The following is a 25,540-nucleotide window of genomic DNA, read 5'->3' as shown; positions in this document are numbered from 1 at the left end:
ATATCATTTTTTAATATAAAATAATAATTAACATCAATTAAACTATCGAAGAATAAAAATTAACACTTTTTAACAAATCGCTTAGCGTCATTATTCATACTAATTGGGCAAAAATCCCTATGTTTGCATAACAACCCGTTCATACAGGTTTATATTTGGTTAGAAAAGGGTGACATCCGGATGGATATCACCCTTTCTTTTATTTACTGCTTTTCATCAGTGCTTTTTCTATCACCTGATGGATGTCATGGTACTCATGATGACCACCCATCTTATCTAGTTTCTGGTTTAACTCCTGAAGTATTTTCTTAGATTCCGGAGTGTTAATCGCAGCTATCCGCTGTGTAGTATATTGCAAAATCTTTGGTTCCTTAGCTTTCATTGCAACTTCCAGTGCCCTGTTCATATCAATTTTTACCATCGGCTCCAGCGCGTACCAGTACATCAATGGCAGGTTATGATCGTCTTTATCTTCTTCATGTTGAACTAATCCTTCGATGACCTTCCATCTTTTGGCCGGATCAGTACGCTCAAGCGCAGAAGTCAGGTATAACCTGACCAGCTGTGATTTGTCGGAAACTGCCAGCTCCGCAAAGCGCTGAAGTGCAGCATCAGATGGATTTTCATCTTCTGCCAGAATCTGAATGGCCCAGCCCCTTACATACTCATTTTCATTGCCCAGCAAATCCAGAAGATCTTTTTCTTCAAGACCCTTGGTCACATGAAGCGTCCAGAGCGCACGTAATTTTCGGGTTGCATCAGGATTATTGATCAATATTTCTTTCAGTGCCTTATGCACTTTTTCATTTGGGCCGCGTTCCTGCAGAATCTGACGCGCCTGTCTAACATACCATTCATTTTTATTGAGCTGATAATTAACAAGTTCCTGATCAGTAGCCTTATAAAGGTCTACTTTCACCCATTTATCAGTTTCGTGACTGATCTTAAAGATCCGTCCCATTGTCTTCTGGTGCACATCAGGATTTGGACTATGACATTGATTTTTGTCATACCAGTCAATAGCAAACACGGAACCAGTCTGGTCATATTTAAGATTGAGCCACTGAGACCAGGAATCATTGGTCAGCAGAAAATCCTGCCCGTGACTCGCTACAAAGCCAGAGCCGCTTCTTTTAAGGATATCCATATTGACCCTGCTGCCGTGGATATTGTTCATAAAGATATTATTACGATATTCCGCCGGCCATTTTTCACTACCCAGATAGATCATCGCACCTGCATGGGCATGACCACCGCCTTTGGAATTTGACCTGAAGTTTCCTGCGTGCGGGCCACGGTCGCCGATCCAGTGTACATGGTCACCAATTTGTTTGATGTCGTCATAGGTATAAGGATTAAAATGATTTCCTGCCTGGCGAAGATACCTGGCGCCCTGGATCACATGGAACATGTGCGGGATAACGCATACTGTAACAAAAGCTTGTCCATAATCATTAAAATCTATGCCCCATGGATTGCTGGTTCCCTCAGCAAAAAGTTCAAATTTCTTTTTACTTGGATGATAACGCCAAACACCACCATTGAGCCTGACCCTTTGTGCATCAGTTGCGCCCGGCACGCCCACATTTGACTGCGTAAATACTCCATGAGTACCGTAAAGCCAGCCATCAGGTCCCCACCTCAGGTTGTTGAGCATTTCATGTGTATCCTGATAACCCCAGCCATCCAGAATGACCTGTGGCGGACCTGCAGGTTTATCCGTTTTGGGATCAATCGGGATAAATAATAAGTTTGGAGCAGCACCCAGCCAAACTCCGCCCATTCCAACTTCAATTGCACTTACCAGATTGAGGTTTTCAGCAAAAACAGTCCTTTTATCCAGTTTACCATCACCATCTGTATCTTCCATGATCAATACTCTGTCTTTGCCCTGGCCTTCAGCAGCCCGTATAGGATAAGTATGGGCTTCAACCACCCAAAGCCTGCCACGTGCATCTATTGTAAAACTTATAGGCCTCACTACATCCGGTTCAGCAGCAGCCAGGTTTACCGTAAAGCCCTTCTTCGGCGTCATGGCTACCGCGGCTTTCTCACCCGACAGACCCGCATTGATCACCGGATCTAAAGGAGGGAGAATGATAATATCACTTGGCACAAGTTCATTAGGAAAATTTGGTCTTCTTGTGTAGAACTCAAAATCATCAAAGTTAATATGGGAAAACTTGTCATCTCCTATATATGGAATTTGGGAGATCCCGGTTTCCTTGTCTATAATCCTGATAAAAATCTGCTTATTGAGCTGGCCTTTAAGATCAACTACAACCGGTTGAAGATTGGAACGGCCGGATCCGGTGATCTGGAAAATCACCTTATTATTATCCGCACGAACAATTTCTACACGGGTATCCTGCAAAGCCCCGCCTGACACTTTAAATGCAGCAAAAGGATGGGTAACCATAAAAGGGACAGAAGTAAGCGTGCCAGTTTTTTTGTAATTTTTTGTTCCTCCGCTGCTGAGAAAATATTTACCTGTTAAACCGGGATGTTGGTCATTTTCGTAGATCAAAGACGCATCCTGTCCAACAAGAGGGTTGACAAACGCATCGCCAGTTGCTTTCCAGTCCTTCAGGGTGCCACTTTCAAAACTCAAATTCAGTACCTTTCCTGCTTTTTTTGGCAGAATACCTGCTATGGAAGCTGCCTTTTGAATAGCTCCCTGCACCACTTCAATCTTGCCAACCATACCCGCAGCTCTGTGACCCGGTATAGAGCAAAAATAAATGTCATTGGCAGTTGCCCTGAAAACAATGCTGGAAGTATCTCCTTTTTCGACAAGCACTTTACTTTTGATTGCTTTCTTTTCTAGCGCAATGTCATGGGTCATCAATTCCGCGTTAACAATTTTAATGCGCACCAATTCCCCTTTACTCGCTTTGAGCGTAGGATTGCGTTTTCCATCTGATCCTATATAACCCAGCATGGTGGTTTCCAAGGTATACTGACGGTCATATTTGACTGTATCCCTGAGTTTATGCTTTGCAATTTCTGCCGAAGCATAGCTTTTAGGTGTTAAAATAACTGCTATGAGCAGCGTAATCATTAATCGGTATAAATTCATCATTTGTGTGTATTTGGTTATTATTGTAAGCTTATTAAATTAATCAGGGTAATTTTTCCAGAATGATATCTTTATAGAATACCTCTGTTTTTCCACCACCATGGAGCTGAAATGCGATATGACCGGATTGTGGAATTGCCGGGTCAGGCTCGGTATAGTCTACCGTTTGTTCTCCATTCAAAAATATCTGTATGCGACGGCCCTCAGAACGCACTTCATAATTGTTCCATTCGTTGCGGTGGAGTAATTTTTTCACCTTTTCCGGATCTGCTATTGCCAGCAATTTATTACGCCTTGATTCATCATAAAGAGAGGCCCAAAATCCATCACCAATATCCGCCTGGTAACCCACCATTTCAAAATCAGGCTCTGCAATGCGCTGACTGTGAAACTGAACACCCCCGTTTATAAAACCTTCGGTACCGGTAAGTTTAAACTTAAGTCTCAGGTGATAATTGGAAAATGTTCCGGTTGTTTTTATGAATTGATTATGTGGAACCATTTCTGTTAAAGAACCTCCCATAATTGCACCGTTCTGGATGCGCCAAGTGCTAATTGTATCGCCTTCCCAACCCTTAAAAGTCTTGCCATCAAACAGTTTAATCTTCTCCTTTCCAGATTGGGCATTCGATTGCAAAAAAGGAGCAAAACTTAGGAACAGAAGCACATAAAAAACTCTCATATCAGGATTTTTTCTATTTTAATATTTGATTATCAGAATCATAGCCATTTTTGGCTTTACCTTTGGAGCGGAAAATTTAGGAATATATAACTAAAATAGGAAATATTAATTGCAAAAAATATTTATTGTCAGATTGATGAAAGATTATGTGTTACCAAACGTTGTCTTAATATGTTCCATGTCGGTACAAATTGTGTTCATTTAAGTGTAACCCGCATCATAGCTGAGCATCCATGTAATCCCAAATCTGTCAGTAATTACCCCAAAAAAAGCTCCCCAGGGACGACGGGACAATTGATCTTTAATGTTGCCACCCATCGAAAGAGAAAAAAAGATCCTTTCTATCTGTTCCAGACTATCACAAGTAAGTGATAAAGAAATATTTGTTCCAAGTGTAAAACCAGCGCGGCTGATCATATCAGAGGCCATAATAATTATGTCCCCTATAATAAGCGTAGCATGCATAATCTGATCCTCTGTGCCCGGGGGATACCGAATATCTGAAGGCGTTTCCCCCACCGTCTGAAAAGTTAACTCGCCTCCAAAACTGTCCTTATAAAAAATCATGGCCTCACGGCAGTTCCCTCTGAAGGTCACATATGGAGTCAGTATTGCCATCTTAATATCTTTCTCCAAATTTAAGACAGCAATTAAATTTTCAGGGGGTGCAGAAGTGACATTTTGAATGGTTAAATGCGACTGACAACAAAGGGGACAAGTACAACCTGTCCCCTTTGCTTTAATTTTTTATGACTTCGTATTAATGCTTTCCAACTCCGGTTTTGTACATTTTTGCACCAAAAATGAAAATAATGACATAACAAATGATTGGTGCGTAATATGCAGTTGCAACTCCATGATGGTCAGCAATAAATCCCATTAAAAAAGGGAAAAATGCACCGCCGACAACTCCCATAGAAATGAAAGATGCTCCTTGTTTAGTACGTGCTCCTAGATTTTTCAAACCAAGACTGAATATTGTTGGAAACATGATGCTGAAAAAGAAGTTAATTAAGAGCAGCGCCACGAAAGACACCATACCGAAATCCTGGGCAACGATAATACACATCAGCACATTCCCTATAGCAAAAGCCGCCAATAATTTATTAGGCGCAATAAAACGCATCAGAAAAGTTCCTATGATACGTCCCAAAAGCATCATTCCCATAAATAACCCACCCATTAGATAAGAGGCTTGTTCACTGCTTAGAGATATAGCCTCGTGGCTGTAGTTAATGAAAAACGCCCATGTACCTGACTGCGCCGCTACATTAAAAAACTGAGCGATTACAGCCCATTTATAATGTCTGTGACTAAAAAGCGGTTTATCCGGTGCGGTATCAACATTTATCGCATCTTCATTTCCGGCAGGAGCTGAATGCGGGTCAATTATTGGAGGTACTTTCACGAAAGAGAAGGAAATGGCTACTAAAGCAATCACAATACCAATAGCCAAATACAGCATTTTAACAGAAGTGAGATCTGTGCTTCCTTCAACATGATTGGCAAATAGAAAATATCCGCCCAGCGCAGGTCCGATCATTGTGCCTACCGCATTAAAAGTCTGCGCAAAATTGACCCGTTGATCGCTCGTACGCTGATCACCCAGCGAAGCGACAAATGGATGGGCAACTGTTTCCAATGTGGACAATCCGCAACCCAGTATAAAAAGTGCAATAATAAATAAAGTAAAAGTACCCAGATAAGCGGCTGGCACAAAAAGAAATGCACCGAGAGCAAAAAGCGTAAGTCCCAGCAATACCCCGTTTTTATATCCGAAGCGTTTCATGAATAATCCCGCAGGAATCCCCATCGTTCCATATGCTCCAAATATCGCAAACTGTACAAATCCGGATTGCAGCTTGGATAGATGGAGTACGGATTGAAAGTGCTTGTTTAGCGCATCGGCCATAGAGATGGCTATGCCCCAGAACATAAAAAGTGAAGTGACGAAAACTAATGTCATGACAAATTTTTTGTCGGTAAATAGTGGTTTTTGGTCCATATATTTGGTTTGTTTGTTGGCTCAATAATAATAAAAACGATTCATCATCACAGCAATGCTGAATCGTTTTATCATTTGAATATACATAATATTTCAAAAGCAAAAGATACAGCTTTTATTATTATTGGCAATAGCTACCGTCAATAAGCATGTGTAACAATTTCAGGAAATATCAGAGATATTATTCGACCCGTTTCAGGCTCTTGCTTCCGCCAATATTATACCTTATACCAAAAGCCTGCTGGTTGTCCACGACCCCTTCCAGGAAATGAAAGGACAAGGTAAACTGGCCTTCTATCCCTTTATAAATATGTGGTCTCCAGGTCAGATCAGTCCTGTTATAAGTTTTAGCAGAATAAAACTGGTCTCCATACAATAACCTGTGACCCTGTCCTTTGTAAAAAGAATTGATCACACCAAAACGACGGTATTCCATCAGCAGTTCCAGCAATGCGCCCTTAGGAGTTTTCCAGCCCCCGACACTGCGAACCCGTTCAAAGGACATCATCCCACCTGCGTTAATCGTCAGGGAATCCAAAAAAGTTCTGTGCGATAAATCAACACCGGCTTTTACAATAGCTGCACCATTGTCTTCAACATGGTCATTAGGTATTGGAACAGCCGGGCCGGCATTGTGAAGCATCATGGCATAATGAGAAACAAAAAATATCCCTTTTTTATAGCTGCCTGACAGTCCGAAAATAAAGTTTTCCCGCTCCGTAGCAGTCTGTCTGCTTGTCCAGTCTATCCAAAGGATCTGCTTCCAGTTTTCATTCTGGTATTTGAGCAGCATTCCCTCTACATTTGGCCGGTAATAATTAAAAGTATCTTTAAGCAAAGCCCTTGGATAATCATCAACCAATGTCCGCCTAGGAAACATCCCCATAAAAAAATTCCAATCCTGCTTTTTAAATTCGTAATAAGCTACCGGATCAATCTTGTTGGTAAATTTGGGCGATCCAAATTCATGCAATGCGTTTAAACCTATTCTAAGCCGGTGTGTACTGTCCAGCAACAATCCGATTTCCGGGGAGAAGCGCAAGCCAAAAATAGTTTGGGAAAAACGGCTGGAATTGGCATATTCCCTGTTGTCGGCAAAAGTATGGAGGTTCAGGTTACCTTCCAGTTCTTGTGCCTGAACACTACTGGCAATGGAGTAAAGCAGAACGATACTGAACAGAAATTTAAAACGCATTGGCAAAGCTAATTGAGGTTAGTGAGTTACTGTAGCCGGGCTGTCTTGCTCAGTCTTTGCAGTGGCAGCAAATATAGTTTGTTTTTTCTTTACCATTATACTAACTCTGTAAATCAAAAAAATACTGATCACAATCACCACCGAGACTACGATTCCCAGTATACCGTAATGTTCCAGCGGACTGGTCTTATCTTTTTGCGTCACAATCACACCAGCAAAAAGCGCAGCAATACCACCGGCCATTTGCTGCAGTGAGGAGTTGACACTCATAAAAGCACCACGGTCTTTCATATCCGGAATACTCATGGTCAGTGCTGTTGCGGGGATGATCCTGCTCATAATCCCCATAAACATGATCATGTTGATCACAACTACCTGCCACATCGGAACCGGAACCAGGTTGGTATAGATCAGGATCATAATGATGGCGATGATACATCCTGCACTAAAGATTATGAACTTATCAACCTTATCACTTAGCTTTCCGATTAATGGCATTACTATAATAGAGGAAAAACCAGTAAACATAAAAATCAGCGGCAATTGCTCCGCAGTGATCCTGATGTTGTTAATGAGGTAGGAACTACTGAATGGCATCAGCATAAAACCACCTACGCTCAAAAAAGCGGTCGCAATAAAACCTGTTTGATACGATGGGTTAGAAACGGCATGCCACAGGTGCAGAAAAGCGTTTTTATCTGACTGTAAATCAAGATGTTTATCAATCGGCCTTATTTTCAATATGATGACAACTGTTATGCACGAAGCCAGAACCACGATCATCAAAAAAGTCGAATGCCAGCCCCAGGCATTGGCAAGGTACAAACCAATTGGGATACCCAAAATCTGGCTTCCGGAAAAGGCCATTTGCACAAAACCCATTACCCTTCCGCGCTGGTTGACAGCAAAGAGATCAGTCATAATGGTAAGCGTGATGGCACCGATGACACCTCCAAACAAACCGGTAACGATCCTGGCACCAAGCAGCATCCAGAAGCTCGTGGCCAGTGCGCAGCACAGCGTACCCACAATAAATCCAAAATAAAAGAAAAGCAGCAATTTTTTGCGGTCAAATTTATCAGCAAATCCTGCTGCGAGAATACCTGAGGCACCTGCGCTGAAAGCATAAGAAGAGACAACCAACCCAAATCCTTTGGGACTGATCTCCAGGGATTTCATCAAAAAATCGCCAAGCGGAGCGAGGATCATAAAATCGAGCACTATTGTAAACTGCAGCAAAGCAAGGATCGCAATGACCAGTTTCTGATAGGTTGTGAAAGGTTGGGCTATATTTGTCTGAGTTTGTTCCATTTTATATGTTTTGTTATTTTCTTAAAGCTTTGAGCACCAGTCCAAAAGTCTCCCATAGTACTTTATCCGTCAGTACAAAGGCCTGGCCCGCTATACTTCTTTTTTCATTGTGAAAACGGATCAGGTTGTATAAAGGTGCAAATGCTACCGACCAGTAAACATCAAGGGACATTGGGTTTATTTCACCGCGGTTTATTGCATTGTGCATGAATTTACCAAGTGTCGGTTTGAAATTACCGGCAATGCAGTTGAAGATCTGCTCCTGGTAGCTTGAGGACCTCAGCAGTTCCAGAAAACGGGCAGATACTGGATTTTCAAGCATGCATTTTGCCCTGTTCTTCCACTGCTGCCTCAATCCTTCTTCAAAAGACACTTCAGGATCGAAATTTTCCAGCATAATGTCACTCATCCGCTTCCCCTCTTCCATCCCGATCTGCAGGATCAGGTCATCTTTATCTTTATAGTAGATGTAAAGCGTGGCAACAGAGATCTTACATTCTTTGGCTAGCTTATTCATCGTAAACCCCTCAAAACCAGTGCGCACGAGTAACTCCATTGCATTCAGTTTGACCAGGTCTACCTTATTTAAATCTCTGCCGCGCATATCAGTAAATTTCAACAGCAAATATAAATGAATATTTATTCATTTATAATATTATGTACACTATATTTTTCGGGGCCAACTGCGAACTTTATCTTACTTTAGTTGTTATCTGATGACATGAATAAAGTTGGCCGCATTACTAAAAAAAACATCTATGAAAACTCCTAAGAAAACTACAAAGGCTGAAATAAAAGATCAAAAAAAATCTAAAGGGGCTGAACCCGAAAACGCAACATCAGCAAAAGACGCTAAAAAAGTAAGTACGAGTAAAAAGAAATAATGGCTCTTTCTATGGCATTACATAACCCTTGCATGACCCCCTAATTCTTTCAGACGATATGGAACCCCTTGAGTGGGGCGCACATAAGATATGAACGTAAAACAATTGACAAACAATAAAGCAGAGAAGAAACTAGGATTTCTTTTTCGGAACCCTGGCGCCTTCTTTTCTCGCTTCTGACAGCCCTATAGCTACTGCTTGTTTTTTGGAAGTTACTTTCTTGCCGCTTCCCGATTTCAGTTTTCCTTCCTTCATTTCATGCATGACATCTTCTACCTTTTCAGATGCTTTTTTAGAATACTTTGCCATTTCCTTTAGAATTTATGTTCAATTCCCTTAACAAGCGCTTTTTTAGAATGTTTAAAACATTTTTATTTTGCCCGCGCTCAAGGATTTTGTTTATACACCACATTTATCTAACTTAATTCCCGATTAACAAAAACATACCTATGAGCTCTCGCAGGGATTTTATCAAAGAGGCCGCCTTACTGACTGCAGGAACATTGATCTCCGGGACTTCCCTAGGTTCCTTTTCGATTCCTAAAAAGAAAAAGATCATTATCATCGGTGCCGGTTTTGCTGGCCTGTCAGCTGCCTATTCTCTTTATCAGCGGAACATAGATTTTGAGATCATTGAATCTGGAAATGACGCCGGGGGCAGGGTATTTTCACATACCATAGATAAAAAAGAAAAACTCATTGTAGAACTGGGCGCAGAATGGATCGGAGAAGACCATCATTTTCTACGCGGATTGTGTGACCAGTTTAAACTTCCTTTAGACAACAACCAGTTTGACACCCAGGTAATTTATAAAAACAAACATTACACGACTCTTGAAGAGGTCACCTCTAAAGAATGGGATTTAAAATATCAGCAGCTCCTGCTGAACTATCAAAAATTAACCGAAACCCAGAAAGAAGTCCTGGGCAGAAAGCTGGATAAGATCGACTGGTGGCGCTACCTGGTAAACAATGGCTGTAGTGGCCGGGATCTGGACATAAGAGAACTGGCAGACAGCACTGATTTCGGAGAAAGCATCAGACACGTATCTGCATACGCAGCTTTAGATGAATACGCCCGGAGCAGTAAAAAATCCCGTAATGAAATGGATTACAAGATCAGGGGCGGCAACCAGCAACTGGCCCTTAAACTCAAGTCATTGTTTGCGGCTAAAATCAAATTTGCGCACCGTGTGCAAAAAGTAGTACAGACCAACGGGGTAAAAGTACATTGTGATAACGGCTATATTGCCGAAGGTGATCAACTCATTTGCACTGCCCCTACATTTGCCGTAAAAAAGATCACATGGCAGCCGGAACTGCCTGAAACCATGAGCTATGCACTCGACGCCCTCCAGTACGCAAGAATCAACAAAAACGCATTGTTATTCAACAAACGTTTTTGGAAGGATGAAAGTTTCGACATGATCACAGATATGCCTGGTCACTATTTCTATCATGCCACGAAGAATCAGCAATCCGTCAAAGGCGCTTTGATCTCTTATACTATAGGTGATAAAGCTGCTGTAGTGGCCAATCAAACCGATCAGTGGCGTGCACAGATGATACAGGCATCTTTACAGCCGGCATTTCCAGACATTAAAGAAATGCTGGAAAACCAGACCAATTACTATTGGGGCAATAACGATTATTCCATGGGCGCCTATGCCATGTACGGCAAAGGAGAATGGTTTGATCTTTTTCCCAAATTAAACGCAAGCCACATCCACACCCATTTTGCCGGGGAGCACCTGTCTGAATATTGGCAGGGTTTTATGGAAGGCGCACTTGAAACGGGAAAAGAGGCTGCAGCCAAGATTTAACCAGCCTCTCTTCCCTACTTAATTGACAAAGATCTCATCCACAAACATCACGGCTGGTTTTCCTCCCGAAGGATGCCAGGCAGGCAGCTTCTTAGTGGTCCTGGCAATTAGTTTTATACAGGAAAGCGACTGCGGCTTAAATTGTACTTCCATGTTTACAATCAATGGTATATCGCCAGGTTTTGCTGCCGGAGGCCGGTAGCTGCCCAGCAATTTCAGATTCCTGGAATCCTTACCGCCCCACACTTCCACCACTTGCGGCAGCAATGAATTGGCCTGTAGATGTCTGATGGCATTTAATCCGACCGACTGCACCACCACAGGTTGCCTGAACAACATCAGGGTTGAGAAGTCATTCTTAATATAACCTGCCCAGCGGCCCTGGAAAATATCAATACTACCAAACTGCCCATCGATCAATGCCGGCGCCCTGCCTCCGTTGAGGTTTTCTTCAGGCAGCAATAAATTGCTAATGCTATCAGGTTTATAGGTACTTTTGTACAAGGGGAACTCCAGCAGATCACTGCTTACCCAGCCCTTCTTATAGCTGCGTGTTTTGAGTACCGTGTTTTTGCTGATAGGAATCGGGTCTTTATAAAGTGGAGCTTTAATACTATCTGGCTCAGAACCATCCAGTGTATATCGGATCTGTACACCTCTTATGGCATGCTTCAATTCCAGGTTAAAAGGCTGTTTAAACAACCTGGACTCCACATTTAGTTTAGCCGGGTTCAGCTTAGATGAAAGCTGGCCTGTACCATTAAAGCCGCCAACCACACTGATCGCCCTGTACTTTTTTTGCAACGCTTTAATCTGAGCTGCACTGAGCCCTGTTTCCCATAAGGTCAGCTGCTTAATCTGGCTTTGATCTGCATAAACATCAACAAATTTATGGCTTACGGCAGTGCCTGACAGCGATAGGCTATGTAAATGCTTCAAGTCCTTTAAATATTTAAGTCCGTCCCCCTTTATTGCTGTAAAATTAAGAATAAGCTTGCGCAGGTTTTTAAACTCAGCAATCACCTTCAAATCCTCATCCTTAACGGGCATTCCGCTTAGATTTAAGGAAACAATTTGTTTTTTAATGGCTTCCAGTTCTTTTAAAACGTCCGGTTTAAAACTCGTTTTATCATAAACAACAACGGCTAGCGCGGGTGAATTCTTTGCCAGAGGCGAAATCACCCTGTAATTGTTGTTGAGTTTATTTATGTCATCCTCGTCCGCAGCGCTGAAATTATAATCTTCTTCTTCAACTGTTTGCGGGGGAGTCAGGTAAACAGCGGCCAGTATCCTGAGGGAATCATTTTCAGCCAGGTCCAACACCTTCTTTTTCATTTCCGCATTCTGTTTTACCCACAGACTTAGCAATGCCATTTCATCATCAGTTAACTGGGTTTCGTCTTTGGGCGGCATATGTTTCTTCTCATCCATAGGAAGATGGATGCGTTGCAGCAGCAAACTGATCTCCGGCTTACCTGGTACAAAAAGCTGTCCGTTCTTTCCACCTTTCAGCATTGAATTGGCATCAGCCAGGATCAGTCCGCCCTTTGCTTTCTCCAAGTTGTGACAATTCAGACACTTCTGAGAAAAAATAGGCATGATGACATCTTCAAATACCCTTGCCTGGTCAATCGGGACTTTGGCAATTTGTTTGGCGGGAGTTACCGGCTCCAGCACAAAATTCTCTCCATGGGTCAATGTAGCTCCGTAATGTCCGGTCATGATCAGTGCAAGCGTAACTACTACGGCCCCCACTTTAGCAACCGGAGCTTTGTACCAGGCTGTATTTCTACACCAATAAATCGCCGAACCCACGAAAACAACGCTTACTCCAGTCCATTTGTGCCAGTCCAGGAGTGCACCCCCATAGGCAGGCTCCCTGGAAAGAAACAATCCCATAATCACGGTAATGGCAGAAAAAACAACCCCGAGTAACAACAACCCCGAGGTAAAATTCTGGTACAGGCTTTCCTTTGCATAAGCAGTCTTAAACCGGAAAAACTCCAGTACCATAGCCAGCATCAGGATCACAATCGGAAAATGGAGCAACATGGGATGCATTCTGCCTACCGGCTGCAGCCAAAGCGGGATACTGATCTTATGGCCGAAGATCAGGAGAAAAACAATAAAAATATTAGCCGCAAAAAGCAGGTTCTCTGCGAAACCTTTCAGGGTTATCTTCATAGAGAAACTATACGCGGGTAAATTTGTAAGGATAAACTTTTCCGGATGCCCATTGCGCTACATACAGATTCTCATCATCATCCACGCACACATCATGCGGATTTTGGAAGATCTTGTCCAGTTGCGACATAGGCTGCAATACACTATCCTTATAAACAGGCTCAGTACCACCAATATTTGACACGACCTTGTTGTGTTTATCGAGAATAGTTACAAAACCACTTCCCGCAGCATTTAAATCCGGAGAGCGCAACACCGCGGCATACAGATGATCTTTATGGATGACCGGACGACAGACACAAGCTCCCGGCAATGCGATCACTTCTATTAAATTGCCCTGCAGATCAAACCGTTTAAAACAGTTGCGTGTGCGGTCTGTAACCAGCAAGGTCGCTTTTCCCTGCCTTTTATCGATGCAAACTCCGTGCGCGTTGTCCAGATTTTTTGTCTCTGTACCACGCCCCCCAAAATGGCTCAGCAGCTTACCGTCTGCACTATAATGAAACACATACTGCAAGCCATAACCATCAGCTATAAAAAAGCTGCCATCGTCGGCAACCGCTGTTTCTGTAGGCACAAATTCTTCTATTTTTTTATAAAGGCCGGTTTCCATCGGACAGTCTATGGTCATTAATAACTTGCCATCAAGCGTAGTTTTATAAACCTGATGTCTGTTCGTATCTGTAATGAAGAGGTATTCCCTGCCGTTTTCCTTTGCCAGGGTCAGTCCATGTGCACCGGGGAATTCATGTCCCCAGGATGAAAGCAATTTGCCCGATTTATTATAGATCAGCACGTTATTCTTAGTCTCGTTGGTCAGCAGGATGATCCTTCCCTTAGCGTCCTGCACCATTTCATGGCAGTCATTCACAGGGTTGACCGATGGGTTCAGCTGTCCCCATTTTACATCCATGCTGTACTTCATTTTGTTGTGACCATATACTGGTCCTTTTGGGCTCGCGAGCATATCTTTAGCTATAAAAAAGCTTGCCGAAACGGCAGCAGTGTGTTTGATAAATGTTCTTCTTTCCATATTATGCAATAATGTCGTTAATTACCTTGCCGGAAACGTCAGTTAGCCGGTATCTCCTTCCTAAATGTTTAAATATCAGTTTCTCATGGTTCAGCCCCAGCTGATGTAAAACCGTTGCCTGAAAGTCATGCACATGTACAGGGTCTTTAACCACATTGTAACCAAACTCATCAGTCTCGCCATAAACTCCCGGTTTAATGCCTCCGCCCGCCATCCAGATACTAAAACAGCGCGGGTGGTGATCACGGCCATAGTTGTCTTTGCTCAGGGTACCCTGACTGTAATTGGTACGCCCAAACTCACCGCCCCAGATCACCAGTGTCTCGTCAAGCAGGCCGCGTTGTTTAAGATCAGTAATCAGTGCCGCAGAGGCCTGGTCAACATCTTTAGCCTGACCGGCAATATCTCTTGGCAGGTTGCCGTGCTGGTCCCAGCCCTGGTGATACAACTGCACAAAACGTACACCATTTTCACTCAGTTTACGGGCCAGCAGACAGTTGGCCGCAAAAGTGCCGGGTACCAGGCAATCCGCGCCATACATTTTAATGATATCATCCGGTTCTTTGGAAACATCGGTAATCTCCGGAACTGCAGTCTGCATACGGTAAGCCATTTCATATTGCTGTACTTTGGCACTGATCTCCGGATCCCCGAATTCCTGATAGGACATGTCATTCATCTCTGCCAGCTTATCGAGCATTTTTCTGCGTTCAAAACGGTTCAAACCAGCAGGGTCTTTAAGGTACAGCACCGGATCTTCGCCAGCACTGAACTGCACGCCCTGATGAGTAGAATCAAGAAAACCATTGGTCCAGAGCTTGGAATATACCCCTTGTCCATCTCCCTTGCCCCTGGAAAGCAACACCGTAAAGGCAGGCAAATTTTTATTTTCACTGCCCAGACCATAACTCAGCCATGCACCCATACTCGGCCTGTTGCCCTGCTGGGCACCGGTCTGGAAGAAAGTAAGCGCCGGATCGTGGTTGATGGCCTCAGTATGCATAGAGCGTATGATACAGATGTCATCTACTACCTTTGCAGTATTGGGCAGTAAGTCACTGATCCATGCCCTGGACTGGCCGTATTGCTTAAAATCATAGATGGAACCTACCAGCGGGAAAGAGGCCTGATTGGCTGTCATACCGGTAAGCCGTTGCCCGCCCCTGATCGACGCAGGCAGCTCCTGCCCCATCATTTCCCTCAGTTTAGGCTTATAATCAAAAAGTTCCAGCTGCGATGGCGCTCCGTTTTGAAACAGGTAAATCACCCGCTTGGCCTTTGGCGCGAAATCGGGAATCCCCGGTGGGAGTCCGGCTTCATCAGCTGCCCCCGTAAAAAGATCGGGAATGAGCAATGAGCCGAGAGCGACACTGCCCAGCCCCAAACTAAGCCTGGACAAAAAGCGACGCCTGTTCCAGCTTAACCCGTGTTCTAAAATGTCTTTTTCCATAACTTAAGATCTTGTGATGGTTTCTTCCAGATTGTATATTGCCGTGATCACTTCCGTCATGGCAGCCATATCGGTTTTGTTTACCTTGTTGTTTATCGGATATTCGCCAACGGCGATTATTTTTGCTGCGTCCTGTTTGTTCCTGGTATAAACTTTTAGCTGATCAGCATAATAAGCATTCAGGACCTGTTTTTCTTTTTCATTAGGTTTGCGACAAACGATCAGCCGGAACGCTTTGTTGATCTTAGCGTCCGTACTGCTCTTTTCCTCCAGCAGATTGCCCGCCAGTACACGGGAAGCTTCCAATACAGTAGGATCGTTGAGCATTACCAGTGCCTGTAGCGGTGTATTGGTTTTGTTGCGCTTCACCTCACACTGGTCTCTGTTGCTGGCATCAAAAATCCCCATATTAGGAGGTGGAACGGTACGCTTGATAAAATTATACATGCCTCTGCGGTAAAGACTTTCACCATGGTCCTGAACATATTTAGCCAGCTGGCCGCGACCGGAAGTGGCACCTTCCCACAGTCCTGGTGGCTGATAAGCCTTAACACTAGGTCCTCCAATTGTCCTGACAAGCAAACCGCTGCTGGCCAGTACCACATCCTTTACGATCTCAGCAGGAACCCGGTAGCGCGAAGACCTGGCCATCATTATATTATCAGGATCAACTTTGAGTTTCTCAGGCGTAACGACAGCAGACTGGCGGTAAGTAGCGGAACTAACGATCTGTTTCATGAGGCGTTTGATGTCCCATTTGTGGTTCATAAAATCAACCGCCAGCCAGTCGAGCAGCTCAGGATGCGTGGGCAATTCGCCCTGCATACCAAAATCACCTGAGGTTTTCACGATACCGCGGCCAAATATCTCCTGCCAGATCTGATTTACAAAGACGCGGGATGTCAGCGGGTTTTGTTTATCAAACAGCCACTGAGTCAGGCCCAGTCTGTTTTTGGGGTATTTATCACTAAAACTTAAAAGAGATTTAGGTGTTCCGGCACTAACCTCATCGCCATGCGCATCATAGGCGCCCCTTTTGAGGATATAGGTTTTTCTTACGGTATCCTGATCACCCATGACCGAAACGATCAGCCTGTTGGTATCCTGTTTATTGACAAATGTCAGAATGTTCTTTACATCCTCATTGCTGATCTCCATCAGGGGCTTTTTAGCATAAGTCTCAGGACCGCCTACTACGCTTTCAATCCCAACTTCTTTGACATTATTGAAGAAAGCAAACACCTGGTAATACTCCTTTTGAGAAAAAGGGTCATATTTATGGTCATGACAGTGTGCGCATTCCAGTGTGACTCCAATGATGGCCTTACCAAAAGTATTGGTGCGGTCAGTCACATACTCTACCCTGTATTCTTCGTCCACGACACCACCTTCCTCTGTGATTTTATGATTCCTGTTGAAACCGGTTGCCAGCAATTGCTCCTTTGTTGAGTTTGGCATCAAATCACCGGCAAGCTGCCAGCTGATAAACTGGTCATAAGGCATATTTTTATTGAAAGCATGAATGACCCAGTCACGCCACGGCCACTGAGACCGGTAGTTATCATCCTGATAACCATGAGAATCCGCAAACCTTGCGATATCAAGCCAGTGCAAGGCCATCTTTTCACCGTATGCAGGACTGGCCAGCAACTGATCAACCATCTTTTCATAAGCATTGCTGCTGTTATCGGCCAGAAACTGGTCCATCATCGCTATGGTCGGCGGCAAACCTGTCAAGTCAAGGCTGAGCCGCTTGAGCAATCGTTCCTTATCCGCCTCCTTATTTGGTTCCAGATGTTTTTGCTCCATTTTTTTCAGGATGAAGTGATCAATCTCATTTTTTGGCCAGGTTTTATTGGCTACAGCAGGGACAGCAGGAAGTTTCGGCGGATTAAAGGCCCAGTGCTTTTCATACTTAGCACCCTGTTTTATCCATTTTTCCAGAACTGAAATTTCGTATGCCGTTAATTTGAGATTAGATGATTTTGGCGGCATCATATAAGCAGAATCCTTCGAAGCGATCCTAAGAAAAACTTCAGAAGCATTAGGTTTAAAGGGAACCAGCGCGTGCGCAGACGGGTTATCCTTTAGCGCCTTATAGGCTTCTTCAGCGATGTCTAGTCTCAGCCCGGCCTCTCTTTTATTAGCATCGGGTCCATGACAGACAAAGCATTTATCTGATAAAATAGGTCTTACATTAAAATTGTAGCTGATGCTGTCAGGCAGCTCCTCTTCGGCAACCTGGGTTGTTGTTGAATTGTTGTTACATGCTTGTATGGCATATACAATACTCAAAAACGTCAGCATTAAATAAACAAGCCTCCGGTTCATACAGTAATTATTGGTTTCATGTGTGGGCAAGACCTGCGTCTGCCGTTATAAATTTAGAATAAACTATCCGGAATCGCAACGAATTTTTAAGATAATTGTCAATTTGTATGAACATATGAACATAATAGGCGGTTAAGGGTCATTTACAGCCCAATGATATGTATACAACAAAATCTGTCAGCGCGCAATTGATATCAGATTTATCGAAAAGTATATTAATATTTGTACCTTTCAGAATATCAAAAAACAGCAGCCTAAAACGCGGAAAATATGAATGAGGAATACCTGAATGTGCCCTTGATTAAAAATGCAGATAAAAATCGTTTTGAATTGACAACCGATACTTACACCACCTTTATTGAATTTAAAGAACGTGGTAAAAAAATCTGGCTGATACATACAGAAACCCCTGAAGAGTTAAAAGGCAAAGGCTCAGCTACAGCAATAGTCGAAAAAACACTTGCCTATTTAGAAGAAAACGACTATAAAATGGTTCCGCTTTGTCCCTTTGTTGCTGCCTATTTAAAGCGCCATCCTGAATGGTTAAGACTTGTAGACAAAGAATAAGTTATTTACCGGGTCCCAAAAACCTTATCCCAGATGTCTGAGGTTACACCATATTTTTTAGTAGAGTCATCATAATGGTGCAGCATGTGCTGCTGCTTCAGCTTCTTCCAGAAGGTATTCTTAAACTGAGCATGGTGCAACATATAATGGGTCATATCGTAAAAAAGATAGCCAAGCAAAAACCCGGCAAAAAAACCGTCAAGCAATACAGGAGACAACGTATATTTAAACAGCAAGTAGAATGCCAGCGCCAAAGGGATGCTCGCTGAAGGAGGCATTACCAAACGTTTGGCATCATTCGGGTAATCATGATGGACCCCATGAAATATAAAATGAATTCTTTTACCCCATTCCGACTTAGGATAAAAATGAAACACAAAACGGTGCATGACGTATTCCGTTAATGTCCAGATAAACAGCCCCAGCAGCAAATAACCTGTAAACAGAACCGGTCCGTTCATGGCTACAGACTTCCAGCAGAAATAACCAATTACCGGAACAAAAACGATCAGCGGAATAAAATAAGGCACCTTAGACAAGCCTTCTAAAATCGGGTTTTTAAACATCCTGATCGATTCGCTGGAATTAGATATAAAATTCTTCTTCATCACTTAAATAATTTGATGCTCCTTATACGGCAGTCTAAAGTACGGGTTTTCCTTTTTTTCTGTGTTATTAAGGATCTGTTTTTTGCGCTTATGAAAATACCATGACCATATCAATACCTCAGTTTCATTGCAACGTAAGGATACCAGCCTTCATTGGAATACCCTGCTACCGCACGGATTACTACCAACGATGCGGGAGCAAAATAGATGCCGGCACCATAGCCCTGATGCCAAACATCCGAGCGCTCTTTTTTTCTCCAGACCCTGCCTATGTCATGGAAACCCATCACACCAAATTCACCAGGTAATATATAATTGACAAAGTTGGCCACCTTAAGCCGCATTTCTAAGTTATTATACAAACTATGCTGTCCGCCAAACCTGAATTCACGATAACCAAGAAGATTTCCCTGTCCGCCCAGAAACTGTGACTGATAAAAGGCTTGCTTACCAATAGTGACGCCGCCGCCTACCCTGTCACTGATCACCAAATGACCTTTCTTGTCCAGGCTTTTATAAAAAGCGACACTCCCGGTAAACTGTGCAATAGAATTCGAAAAAGTATTAAGCCCTTTGTAGGTTGAGATTTTCGCATCAATATATGTCCCTGACGAAGGCAAAATACTGCTGTTCCGGTTGTCGTGGATAAAATCCAGCACAGCACCCGCATAAACCTTGTCCCTGTTGATCACCGCACTGTCCGGCGAGTGGAGCTCTGCAGTATTGTTGATAAACCTGCCATAGTTGTCATCCCGGCTGTACCTGTAATACTGGACAGACGGCCCCGCGCTGAGTGTCGATCTCCCAAAATGCCAGCGCAGCGCAGCATCTGCCTGATATAAACTAAACCTTGCCCGGTAATACCTGATAAAATCCCCGGTTTTATTGAAGGTAGTCTCATTGCCAAGGCCGTAAAAATTCTGGGAATTCTCAGGCGCAAATGCATCCGCCTTCAAAATGAGGTCGGCCTTTCCTAAAACTTTAAACAACTCCCCATTATAACTGAACCGGAATCCCGAAGTAGCAAAAGAGTGTAAAAAAGAGAAAGCATGAGTACTGCCGAAAGGTAGCTTCCTGAAGCCAGGCTGGGTGATCTTGTAAGATAAACCAAGCAGCACCCTGTCGTCAATATTATATCCGGCATTTAAAAGCAGCATCCGGCGTGTGTAAAGATCCGTAGCTACAAAATGAGTATTAGCCGTGTCATTGTCCAGACTTTTACCGACCAGACCGGTTTTCCCACTAAATGAAACATTGTCGTCCCTACCAAATATTTTAACGCTGCGGAAGGCATTTTCTATGTGATAAACCTTCTTACCTTCTGCGCCCACGATTTTTAACTTTATAGCTGAGGAATTGTTGTTGAGTACCAGACTATCATTACCGTCTTTCACATACAGCCTGATCTCCCGGGTCACTTTTGGATCGAATGTCCGGTTAAAGATCACCTCCCTCAGTTCCCCTTCTTTAGTCAGCTTGTTTATGGTGATGGTCAGCCCACCGTCCGGAGCATCTTTTACATTCAGCAACTCGTTTTTATTGGTCGCCTGCACATCAACTATCCGGTTTATAAAGTGATAGTATTGCGACATCAGATCAGGCAGTTTTCTTCTTCTTTCCTTCAACTGGTTCAGCAACCGGTCGTGACGGAGGGAATAACCTGGTTCCGGTAATTTTCTAAGCGCCCTTTCAAATACCTCGTCAGTTACTGCAGCACAAAATTCATTGACTACCCTTGTCCAGTCCCTTTCATCCAACTGCGCAAACCATCTGGCATAAATAAACCGTCCTTCCCAAAAAAACCAGTTGATATCAGAAATGTTCCTTTCATAGCCCTGTATCATAGGCAGCAGCCATGAAGACTGCGCGTATCTCGGTATTACCCCTTCCGACAAATAAAAAACCTGGTCCCTGTCGCGCGGAATAGCAAGATATTTTGTAGTCCCGTCTGCATTTTTCTCCGGCTTCCAGCGCCACTGGTCCTCATGCCGGTCCCAGTCTCCCAGGAGTGCGTCAAGTGCTTTAGCCTTCAGCAATTGTGCCCCGTCATAACCATTGTCACTATTGTCGTCCAGCTTCTTCATCATTTTCAATGAATTGTCTGTATCACCAACCGGCTCCCTTTCCTCCAGCAGACAAAGTGTATTGGCAAAAACATTGGAAAACTCTCCGAGTTTAGCATCAGGTAGCACCCAGCCGATCATAGGATCTGTATGCGGAACCCCGGCGGCCTCTGCTATTTCCGGAACAACCAGTGCTGAAAATGGATTTTGGGCAGACATGTTGTCTTTTATGGCTGCGCCGGCAAATGTTTTCCGGAATACCTCAGGCAAGAGTATTTCCGGAAACTTTTCTACACTTCGCAACACCCATTCTTTCCCCTTTTGATCTACCAGCCTCAGAGAATGTGACTGGTTCCCGCCCCCGCGCTGGGTTGGCGTCAGCCCGCCCCTGAACGCCGAAATCCGGATTACCGGAACTCTGGTTTCACTGGCATACTCCCTGCGATAATTCTCCCCGAAAAGGAAACGGTGAAATTTACTTACACTATCATACTTCGGATAAATCCTAATGCTAATGGAATCCTGGGCTTTAATCAGGAAATTGAACAGCAGCAGTACAAAAGCGAGGACATATTTTAGCATAGTTTAAATATCTGAATATATTATGGATCATTTCTTAATCTATGGTAAGATTTTAAAGAAACCACAGCTGTAATTTTGTGGTGTTAAATAAAAACAAAAAGAAAATGGCACAGACAGTATTACATCAGGCAGCAACAAGAGACAAATCTGATCATGGATGGTTGAAAAGCTTTCATACCTTTAGCTTTGGTATGCACTACAATCCGGAACGCATTAATTTCGGTGCCCTAAGGGTATTAAATGACGACTGGGTAAGTGGCGGAAAAGGTTTTGGCGAACACCCTCATGACAATATGGAAATCATATCTATACCATTGGAAGGTGCTTTGCAACATGAAGACAGCATGGAAAATGTTGCGGTGATCGAAGCAGGTGAAATCCAGGTGATGAGTGCGGGAACAGGAATCTACCACAAAGAATTCAACAAAGACAAAGATCAGCCGGTTCAGTTCCTGCAGATCTGGTTGTTTCCCAACCAGCGCAATGTAACACCCAGATATCAGCAACTGAGGTACGACAATTTAATGAAAGCCAACCAGTTTACCCAGATCTTGTCTCCAAACAAAGATGATGACGGGGTTTGGATCTATCAGGATGCCTGGTTTAATCTCGGCAAATTTGACAAAGCCACTAAAGTTGACTATCAGTTTAAAAACAAAGCCAATGGCTTATATGTATTTGTACTTAAAGGGGACGCTAAAGTTGAAGGACAAGATTTGACTGAAAGAGATGGTTTTGGAATATGGGATACGGAAAGTGTAACCATCGAAGCAGCTCTAGACAGCCAGGTCCTTCTGATGGAAGTTCCTATGAACTTTTAATTGCTTATATTACCCTATGAAACAAACTGAGATCTTAGTGATTTGCACCCAGCAGGAAATCCTGAATACCATTGTGAGGCTCATTAATGCCAATGAGACCATGAATGGTACGGGTGCAAATACTTTAGAGCAGGCGATCACGGTATTTAAATCCGCTTCATTTGACATGGTACTGATGGGAGCAGGTTTAACTAGTGAAGAGGAAACGGAGTTTGAAAATATAGTAGCCAGGTCGAGATCTAAAATACCGGTAGTACATCATTATGGCGGCGGCAGCGGCTTGCTGTTTGCGGAGATCTATGAGTGTTTGGGGAGAAAATAAAAGGTGATTTCACAATCAGATTATAAAAATCACCTTTTATTCTTCTTTTAGACCGTTATTTCTTTTTCCAGGTCGATTCCAGCATCTTGATAAAATACCCTCCGACCACACTCCTCGCCTGAAAACCCACCATCTTACCTGTAGTGGTCTCATGCCAGTCGCTCAGTGGAACCCTCGATGAAGTCTCCGTAGCATACTTATAAACCGGATTGATCAATGCCTGAAAATCACTGTCATTATTCGCAAGTACCGACGTCCAGACGATCCAGTCGGACTTCGTATAAGTCTTACGGCTGTCCAAAGGCAGTCCAAACTCATTTTGCTTAGTCAGATAATATTTAATCTCCGTATCGTAAACCTCCTGAGGAAACAACCCCAATCCTAACAGCTTATCCCAAACCAGGTTATACTTCTGGCTCCAGGTACCTTTTTTATCAAACGTCAATGCATAATGATCGCCATCCTTTGCCATTTCCATCCACTTCAAAGCCATCGCCTTCGCCATTTCCGTATATTTCTTCGCTTCAGCAGTTTCACCAAGCTGCGCTGCGAGCTGGCCATAGCCACCCAGCGCTACAATGGCTTTGACAGATAAATTAGCGTTCCTGGCCAAATGACCAGCAAAATCATCAGTACACAACTGGTTTCCAGGATCAAACCCTTCCTTACTCAGATAATCAGCCCATATGCCTAAAGTTTTCCAGTGCTTTCTGGCATAATCTGCATTGCCTTCAGCCTTAGCGATCGCAGCAGTCAGGATCAGCATATTACCCGATTCTTCCACAGGCATATCCTCACCATAGGTTTGTCCATTGGCCAGCGGATAAGTACCTAAATCATGCGCAGCAAAAGGCTTCTTCCATTTCCCGCTTTCGCTGTAATAGAATATACCGTTCAACAAACCTTTTACCAGTTCAGGGTTGTAAGCCAGGAACAAAGGAGCAGAAGGGTAAGTCACATCCACCGTATAAATAGAACCGTTACTGAAGTTTTCTTTAGACATGAAAAGCAGGTCACCCTGAGGACTTTTTACCAGCTTATGTGCCGCTATGGCCTGTCTGTACGCAAGCACACAAAGTTTAGCATATTTTTCTCCCCCTGCGGCCAATGCAGTTTTATACAGGGAAGCATCAAACGTATTTGTACGGGCCATCAGTTGTGCATAATCAGTATTGGCTTTTACCAGTTCACCATTAAAAGATTCCGTACCCTCACTATTCCAGTAAGCTTTCAGGTTCTGACCAAAAAACTGAACCGATTCCAGGTCATCGTAACCAAGCATCACATACTGCTGTTCAGGGCTCGCACCAACCTTGCCAAATCGCAGAACAGTACTTAAAGAGAGTTTTGTTCCTGTCAGTGCGGTTGGCCTTTTTATTTTTGCAGTGCTGTTGAAATCTGCAACCGCATTGTGCAATGGAACTACATATTGAGTAGCGCCATTTGCCATTGGTGTGGCCACATACATATAACCCCAGTCAATCCGCAGGTTATCGCCCTTCTTTTGCAGCACCGGCTGTTCAGTAGTTCCCGCTTTTAATATCGACAAAGGGCCAAAATTACTACTCTCAGCCCTTACTTCCTGTGCCGGTATATTTACAGCAATATTCGTTGATGCATTGAAAAGCGCCTCTACATTGTGTATCTTTTTATCATTTGATTTTACCTTGTAGGTGATGTAAGAAACCGGGCGTGATATCAGGTTCAGATCATCCAGCAACAGCGGAGAAGTAAAAGTGAGGGAAAGATCTATTCCGCCCGCTTTAAACTCATACCTGGTTTGGGTCGCAGTTACATTTACACTTTTTTGCTGAGCAGCAAGAATTGGATTCAGCAGAGGCGCCTTCGTTACCAATCCCGCATCTAAACCCTGACCGCCAGCCGTATTTACGATGTGAATTGCCAAAACATTCTTAGTCTTTTTTAAACTTTTAATTACATCCTGTTTAACCGGGACATAAATAAACTTATTATCAGTCCAGCCTTTATGTTCATAGATTAGTGTCCCATTGAGGTAAACGTGGATATTGTCATCATGATTAATTTTCAGACTCAGGTCCTTTAAGTTCAGGCTTGCCAGATCAAAAGAACGCCTTACCCACAGGTCTTTAGTTTTCCACTCTGTCTTTGCGTGGTGCTCAGTGTCACCAAACGGCGCAGCTCCGGATTTCCAGTCCGTATCAATATAATCAGCAGACTTCCATTCTCCCGCCGGTTCTGATTCGGTATATTTAAAATTATACCCCTGATCATCCGACGACGCAAGCACATTTTTAAAAACTTGTTCCATCGCACCCAGGAAACCATATGATTTGCCGTCTACTTTAATCACACCCAATAAAGACTGTTCGGCACCAGTCCAGTGCTTAGTCACTGAGTGATTCACCTGATCAGTATTTGACCAAATACTAAAATAAGGGTCATGAGTGATTAAAGGGTATGAGGGGGCTTTTTTCTCCTGGGCAAAGGCACTAATACCAGCCAGGGAAACCAATAAAACTAAAAGATGCTTTTTTATCATTTGTGTGGTTGTTAGATTAAATTTATGATCATTAAAAACCCAGCTGCTTTCGGGCAGCTGGGTCTATTCGTCATTCAAA

General features: G+C 43.4%; 20 protein-coding genes. 5 read left to right on the top strand and 15 right to left on the bottom strand.

Annotation, left to right across the window (positions count from 1 at the left end; genetic code table 11):
- Window positions 1–199 precede the first annotated feature (199 nt).
- From QEP08_RS04435 to QEP08_RS04405, 7 genes are all read right to left on the bottom strand, one after another.
- Complete coding sequence (locus tag QEP08_RS04435; protein WP_285056155.1) at window positions 200–3,082, bottom strand: PVC-type heme-binding CxxCH protein; 2,883 nt, start codon at window positions 3,080–3,082, stop codon at window positions 200–202.
- A gap of 40 nt (window positions 3,083–3,122) precedes the next feature.
- Complete coding sequence (locus tag QEP08_RS04430) at window positions 3,123–3,761, bottom strand: 3-keto-disaccharide hydrolase (protein WP_285056154.1); 639 nt, start codon at window positions 3,759–3,761, stop codon at window positions 3,123–3,125.
- A 201-nt stretch (window positions 3,762–3,962) separates the two neighbouring features.
- On the bottom strand, window positions 3,963–4,379 hold the full coding sequence (locus tag QEP08_RS04425; RefSeq protein ID WP_285056153.1) for a VOC family protein: 417 nt from the start codon (window positions 4,377–4,379) through the stop codon (window positions 3,963–3,965).
- Between the two features lie 142 nt (window positions 4,380–4,521).
- A complete protein-coding gene (locus QEP08_RS04420; RefSeq protein ID WP_285056152.1) occupies window positions 4,522–5,727 on the bottom strand; it encodes a sugar MFS transporter in 1,206 nt (401 codons plus the stop codon).
- Between the two features lie 220 nt (window positions 5,728–5,947).
- Window positions 5,948–6,961, bottom strand: coding sequence for a hypothetical protein (locus QEP08_RS04415; protein ID WP_285056150.1), 1,014 nt, complete (start codon window positions 6,959–6,961; stop codon window positions 5,948–5,950).
- An 18-nt stretch (window positions 6,962–6,979) separates the two neighbouring features.
- Window positions 6,980–8,272: an MFS transporter gene (locus tag QEP08_RS04410; RefSeq protein ID WP_285056149.1), complete on the bottom strand. Its 1,293-nt coding sequence runs from the start codon at window positions 8,270–8,272 to the stop codon at window positions 6,980–6,982.
- A gap of 13 nt (window positions 8,273–8,285) precedes the next feature.
- Window positions 8,286–8,876: a TetR/AcrR family transcriptional regulator gene (locus tag QEP08_RS04405; RefSeq protein WP_285056147.1), complete on the bottom strand. Its 591-nt coding sequence runs from the start codon at window positions 8,874–8,876 to the stop codon at window positions 8,286–8,288.
- A 154-nt stretch (window positions 8,877–9,030) separates the two neighbouring features.
- On the opposite strand from QEP08_RS04405, the gene QEP08_RS04400 reads away from it, so the two are divergent.
- Window positions 9,031–9,156 carry a hypothetical protein gene (locus QEP08_RS04400; RefSeq protein WP_285056145.1) on the top strand — a complete coding sequence of 42 codons (126 nt, stop codon included), beginning with the start codon at window positions 9,031–9,033 and terminating at the stop codon, window positions 9,154–9,156.
- 132 nt (window positions 9,157–9,288) lie between these two features.
- On the opposite strand, the gene QEP08_RS04395 is transcribed toward QEP08_RS04400, so the two are convergent.
- Window positions 9,289–9,465, bottom strand: coding sequence for a DUF6496 domain-containing protein (locus QEP08_RS04395; RefSeq protein ID WP_285056143.1), 177 nt, complete (start codon window positions 9,463–9,465; stop codon window positions 9,289–9,291).
- Between the two features lie 140 nt (window positions 9,466–9,605).
- On the opposite strand from QEP08_RS04395, the gene QEP08_RS04390 reads away from it, so the two are divergent.
- Window positions 9,606–10,979: a flavin monoamine oxidase family protein gene (locus tag QEP08_RS04390; protein ID WP_285056141.1), complete on the top strand. Its 1,374-nt coding sequence runs from the start codon at window positions 9,606–9,608 to the stop codon at window positions 10,977–10,979.
- An 18-nt stretch (window positions 10,980–10,997) separates the two neighbouring features.
- On the opposite strand, the gene QEP08_RS04385 is transcribed toward QEP08_RS04390, so the two are convergent.
- Genes QEP08_RS04385 through QEP08_RS04370 form a run of 4 tightly spaced genes read right to left on the bottom strand, consistent with a single transcriptional unit; the run spans window position 10,998 to window position 17,977 of the window.
- Window positions 10,998–13,163, bottom strand: a complete 2,166-nt coding sequence (locus QEP08_RS04385; protein ID WP_285056139.1) for a c-type cytochrome domain-containing protein — start codon at window positions 13,161–13,163, stop codon at window positions 10,998–11,000.
- Between the two features lie 7 nt (window positions 13,164–13,170).
- Window positions 13,171–14,196: an NHL repeat-containing protein gene (locus QEP08_RS04380; protein ID WP_285056137.1), complete on the bottom strand. Its 1,026-nt coding sequence runs from the start codon at window positions 14,194–14,196 to the stop codon at window positions 13,171–13,173.
- A 1-nt stretch (window position 14,197) separates the two neighbouring features.
- A complete protein-coding gene (locus tag QEP08_RS04375) occupies window positions 14,198–15,646 on the bottom strand; it encodes a DUF1501 domain-containing protein (protein WP_285056135.1) in 1,449 nt (482 codons plus the stop codon).
- A 3-nt stretch (window positions 15,647–15,649) separates the two neighbouring features.
- Entirely contained in the window at window positions 15,650–17,977 is a 2,328-nt protein-coding gene (locus QEP08_RS04370; protein WP_285056133.1) for a PSD1 and planctomycete cytochrome C domain-containing protein, read from the bottom strand.
- A 270-nt stretch (window positions 17,978–18,247) separates the two neighbouring features.
- On the opposite strand from QEP08_RS04370, the gene QEP08_RS04365 reads away from it, so the two are divergent.
- Window positions 18,248–18,544 carry a GNAT family N-acetyltransferase gene (locus tag QEP08_RS04365; RefSeq protein WP_285056131.1) on the top strand — a complete coding sequence of 99 codons (297 nt, stop codon included), beginning with the start codon at window positions 18,248–18,250 and terminating at the stop codon, window positions 18,542–18,544.
- A gap of 5 nt (window positions 18,545–18,549) precedes the next feature.
- Here QEP08_RS04365 and QEP08_RS04360 read toward each other — a convergent pair whose 3' ends face one another.
- Both QEP08_RS04360 and QEP08_RS04355 read right to left on the bottom strand, forming a co-directional pair.
- Window positions 18,550–19,152 (bottom strand): sterol desaturase family protein, encoded by a 603-nt coding sequence (locus QEP08_RS04360; protein WP_285056129.1) that lies wholly within the window; start codon window positions 19,150–19,152, stop codon window positions 18,550–18,552.
- 110 nt (window positions 19,153–19,262) lie between these two features.
- Complete coding sequence (locus QEP08_RS04355; RefSeq protein ID WP_285056127.1) at window positions 19,263–21,797, bottom strand: BamA/TamA family outer membrane protein; 2,535 nt, start codon at window positions 21,795–21,797, stop codon at window positions 19,263–19,265.
- A gap of 104 nt (window positions 21,798–21,901) precedes the next feature.
- Between QEP08_RS04355 and QEP08_RS04350 the strand changes: the two genes are divergently transcribed.
- On the top strand, window positions 21,902–22,618 hold the full coding sequence (locus QEP08_RS04350) for a pirin family protein (protein WP_285056125.1): 717 nt from the start codon (window positions 21,902–21,904) through the stop codon (window positions 22,616–22,618).
- Between the two features lie 16 nt (window positions 22,619–22,634).
- Window positions 22,635–22,940, top strand: coding sequence for a hypothetical protein (locus QEP08_RS04345; RefSeq protein ID WP_285056123.1), 306 nt, complete (start codon window positions 22,635–22,637; stop codon window positions 22,938–22,940).
- A gap of 55 nt (window positions 22,941–22,995) precedes the next feature.
- Here the strand turns inward: QEP08_RS04345 and QEP08_RS04340 are convergent, their stop codons facing one another.
- Window positions 22,996–25,461 carry a glutaminase family protein gene (locus QEP08_RS04340; RefSeq protein WP_285056121.1) on the bottom strand — a complete coding sequence of 822 codons (2,466 nt, stop codon included), beginning with the start codon at window positions 25,459–25,461 and terminating at the stop codon, window positions 22,996–22,998.
- Window positions 25,462–25,540: the final 79 nt, after the last annotated feature.

The organism is Pedobacter ginsengisoli, assembly GCF_030244015.1.
Classification (GTDB): domain Bacteria; phylum Bacteroidota; class Bacteroidia; order Sphingobacteriales; family Sphingobacteriaceae; genus Pedobacter; species Pedobacter ginsengisoli.
This window is presented reverse-complemented; position numbering and strand designations above follow the sequence as displayed.

Bases quoted from the DNA above. Each gene is read 5' to 3' on its own strand.
- QEP08_RS04415 (WP_285056150.1), bottom strand. From the start codon at position 6,961: ATGCGTTTTAAATTTCTGTTCAGTATCGTTCTGCTTTACTCCATTGCC.
- QEP08_RS04350 (WP_285056125.1), top strand. From the start codon at position 21,902: ATGGCACAGACAGTATTACATCAGGCAGCAACAAGAGACAAATCTGAT.
- QEP08_RS04420 (WP_285056152.1), bottom strand. From the start codon at position 5,727: ATGACATTAGTTTTCGTCACTTCACTTTTTATGTTCTGGGGCATAGCC.
- QEP08_RS04390 (WP_285056141.1), top strand. From the start codon at position 9,606: ATGAGCTCTCGCAGGGATTTTATCAAAGAGGCCGCCTTACTGACTGCA.
- QEP08_RS04425 (WP_285056153.1), bottom strand. From the start codon at position 4,379: ATGGCAATACTGACTCCATATGTGACCTTCAGAGGGAACTGCCGTGAG.
- QEP08_RS04360 (WP_285056129.1), bottom strand. From the start codon at position 19,152: ATGAAGAAGAATTTTATATCTAATTCCAGCGAATCGATCAGGATGTTT.
- QEP08_RS04410 (WP_285056149.1), bottom strand. From the start codon at position 8,272: ATGGAACAAACTCAGACAAATATAGCCCAACCTTTCACAACCTATCAG.
- QEP08_RS04430 (WP_285056154.1), bottom strand. From the start codon at position 3,761: ATGAGAGTTTTTTATGTGCTTCTGTTCCTAAGTTTTGCTCCTTTTTTG.
- QEP08_RS04400 (WP_285056145.1), top strand. From the start codon at position 9,031: ATGAAAACTCCTAAGAAAACTACAAAGGCTGAAATAAAAGATCAAAAA.
- QEP08_RS04345 (WP_285056123.1), top strand. From the start codon at position 22,635: ATGAAACAAACTGAGATCTTAGTGATTTGCACCCAGCAGGAAATCCTG.
- QEP08_RS04395 (WP_285056143.1), bottom strand. From the start codon at position 9,465: ATGGCAAAGTATTCTAAAAAAGCATCTGAAAAGGTAGAAGATGTCATG.
- QEP08_RS04355 (WP_285056127.1), bottom strand. From the start codon at position 21,797: ATGCTAAAATATGTCCTCGCTTTTGTACTGCTGCTGTTCAATTTCCTG.
- QEP08_RS04375 (WP_285056135.1), bottom strand. From the start codon at position 15,646: ATGGAAAAAGACATTTTAGAACACGGGTTAAGCTGGAACAGGCGTCGC.
- QEP08_RS04385 (WP_285056139.1), bottom strand. From the start codon at position 13,163: ATGAAGATAACCCTGAAAGGTTTCGCAGAGAACCTGCTTTTTGCGGCT.
- QEP08_RS04340 (WP_285056121.1), bottom strand. From the start codon at position 25,461: ATGATAAAAAAGCATCTTTTAGTTTTATTGGTTTCCCTGGCTGGTATT.
- QEP08_RS04380 (WP_285056137.1), bottom strand. From the start codon at position 14,196: ATGGAAAGAAGAACATTTATCAAACACACTGCTGCCGTTTCGGCAAGC.
- QEP08_RS04435 (WP_285056155.1), bottom strand. From the start codon at position 3,082: ATGATGAATTTATACCGATTAATGATTACGCTGCTCATAGCAGTTATT.
- QEP08_RS04370 (WP_285056133.1), bottom strand. From the start codon at position 17,977: ATGAACCGGAGGCTTGTTTATTTAATGCTGACGTTTTTGAGTATTGTA.
- QEP08_RS04365 (WP_285056131.1), top strand. From the start codon at position 18,248: ATGAATGAGGAATACCTGAATGTGCCCTTGATTAAAAATGCAGATAAA.
- QEP08_RS04405 (WP_285056147.1), bottom strand. From the start codon at position 8,876: ATGCGCGGCAGAGATTTAAATAAGGTAGACCTGGTCAAACTGAATGCA.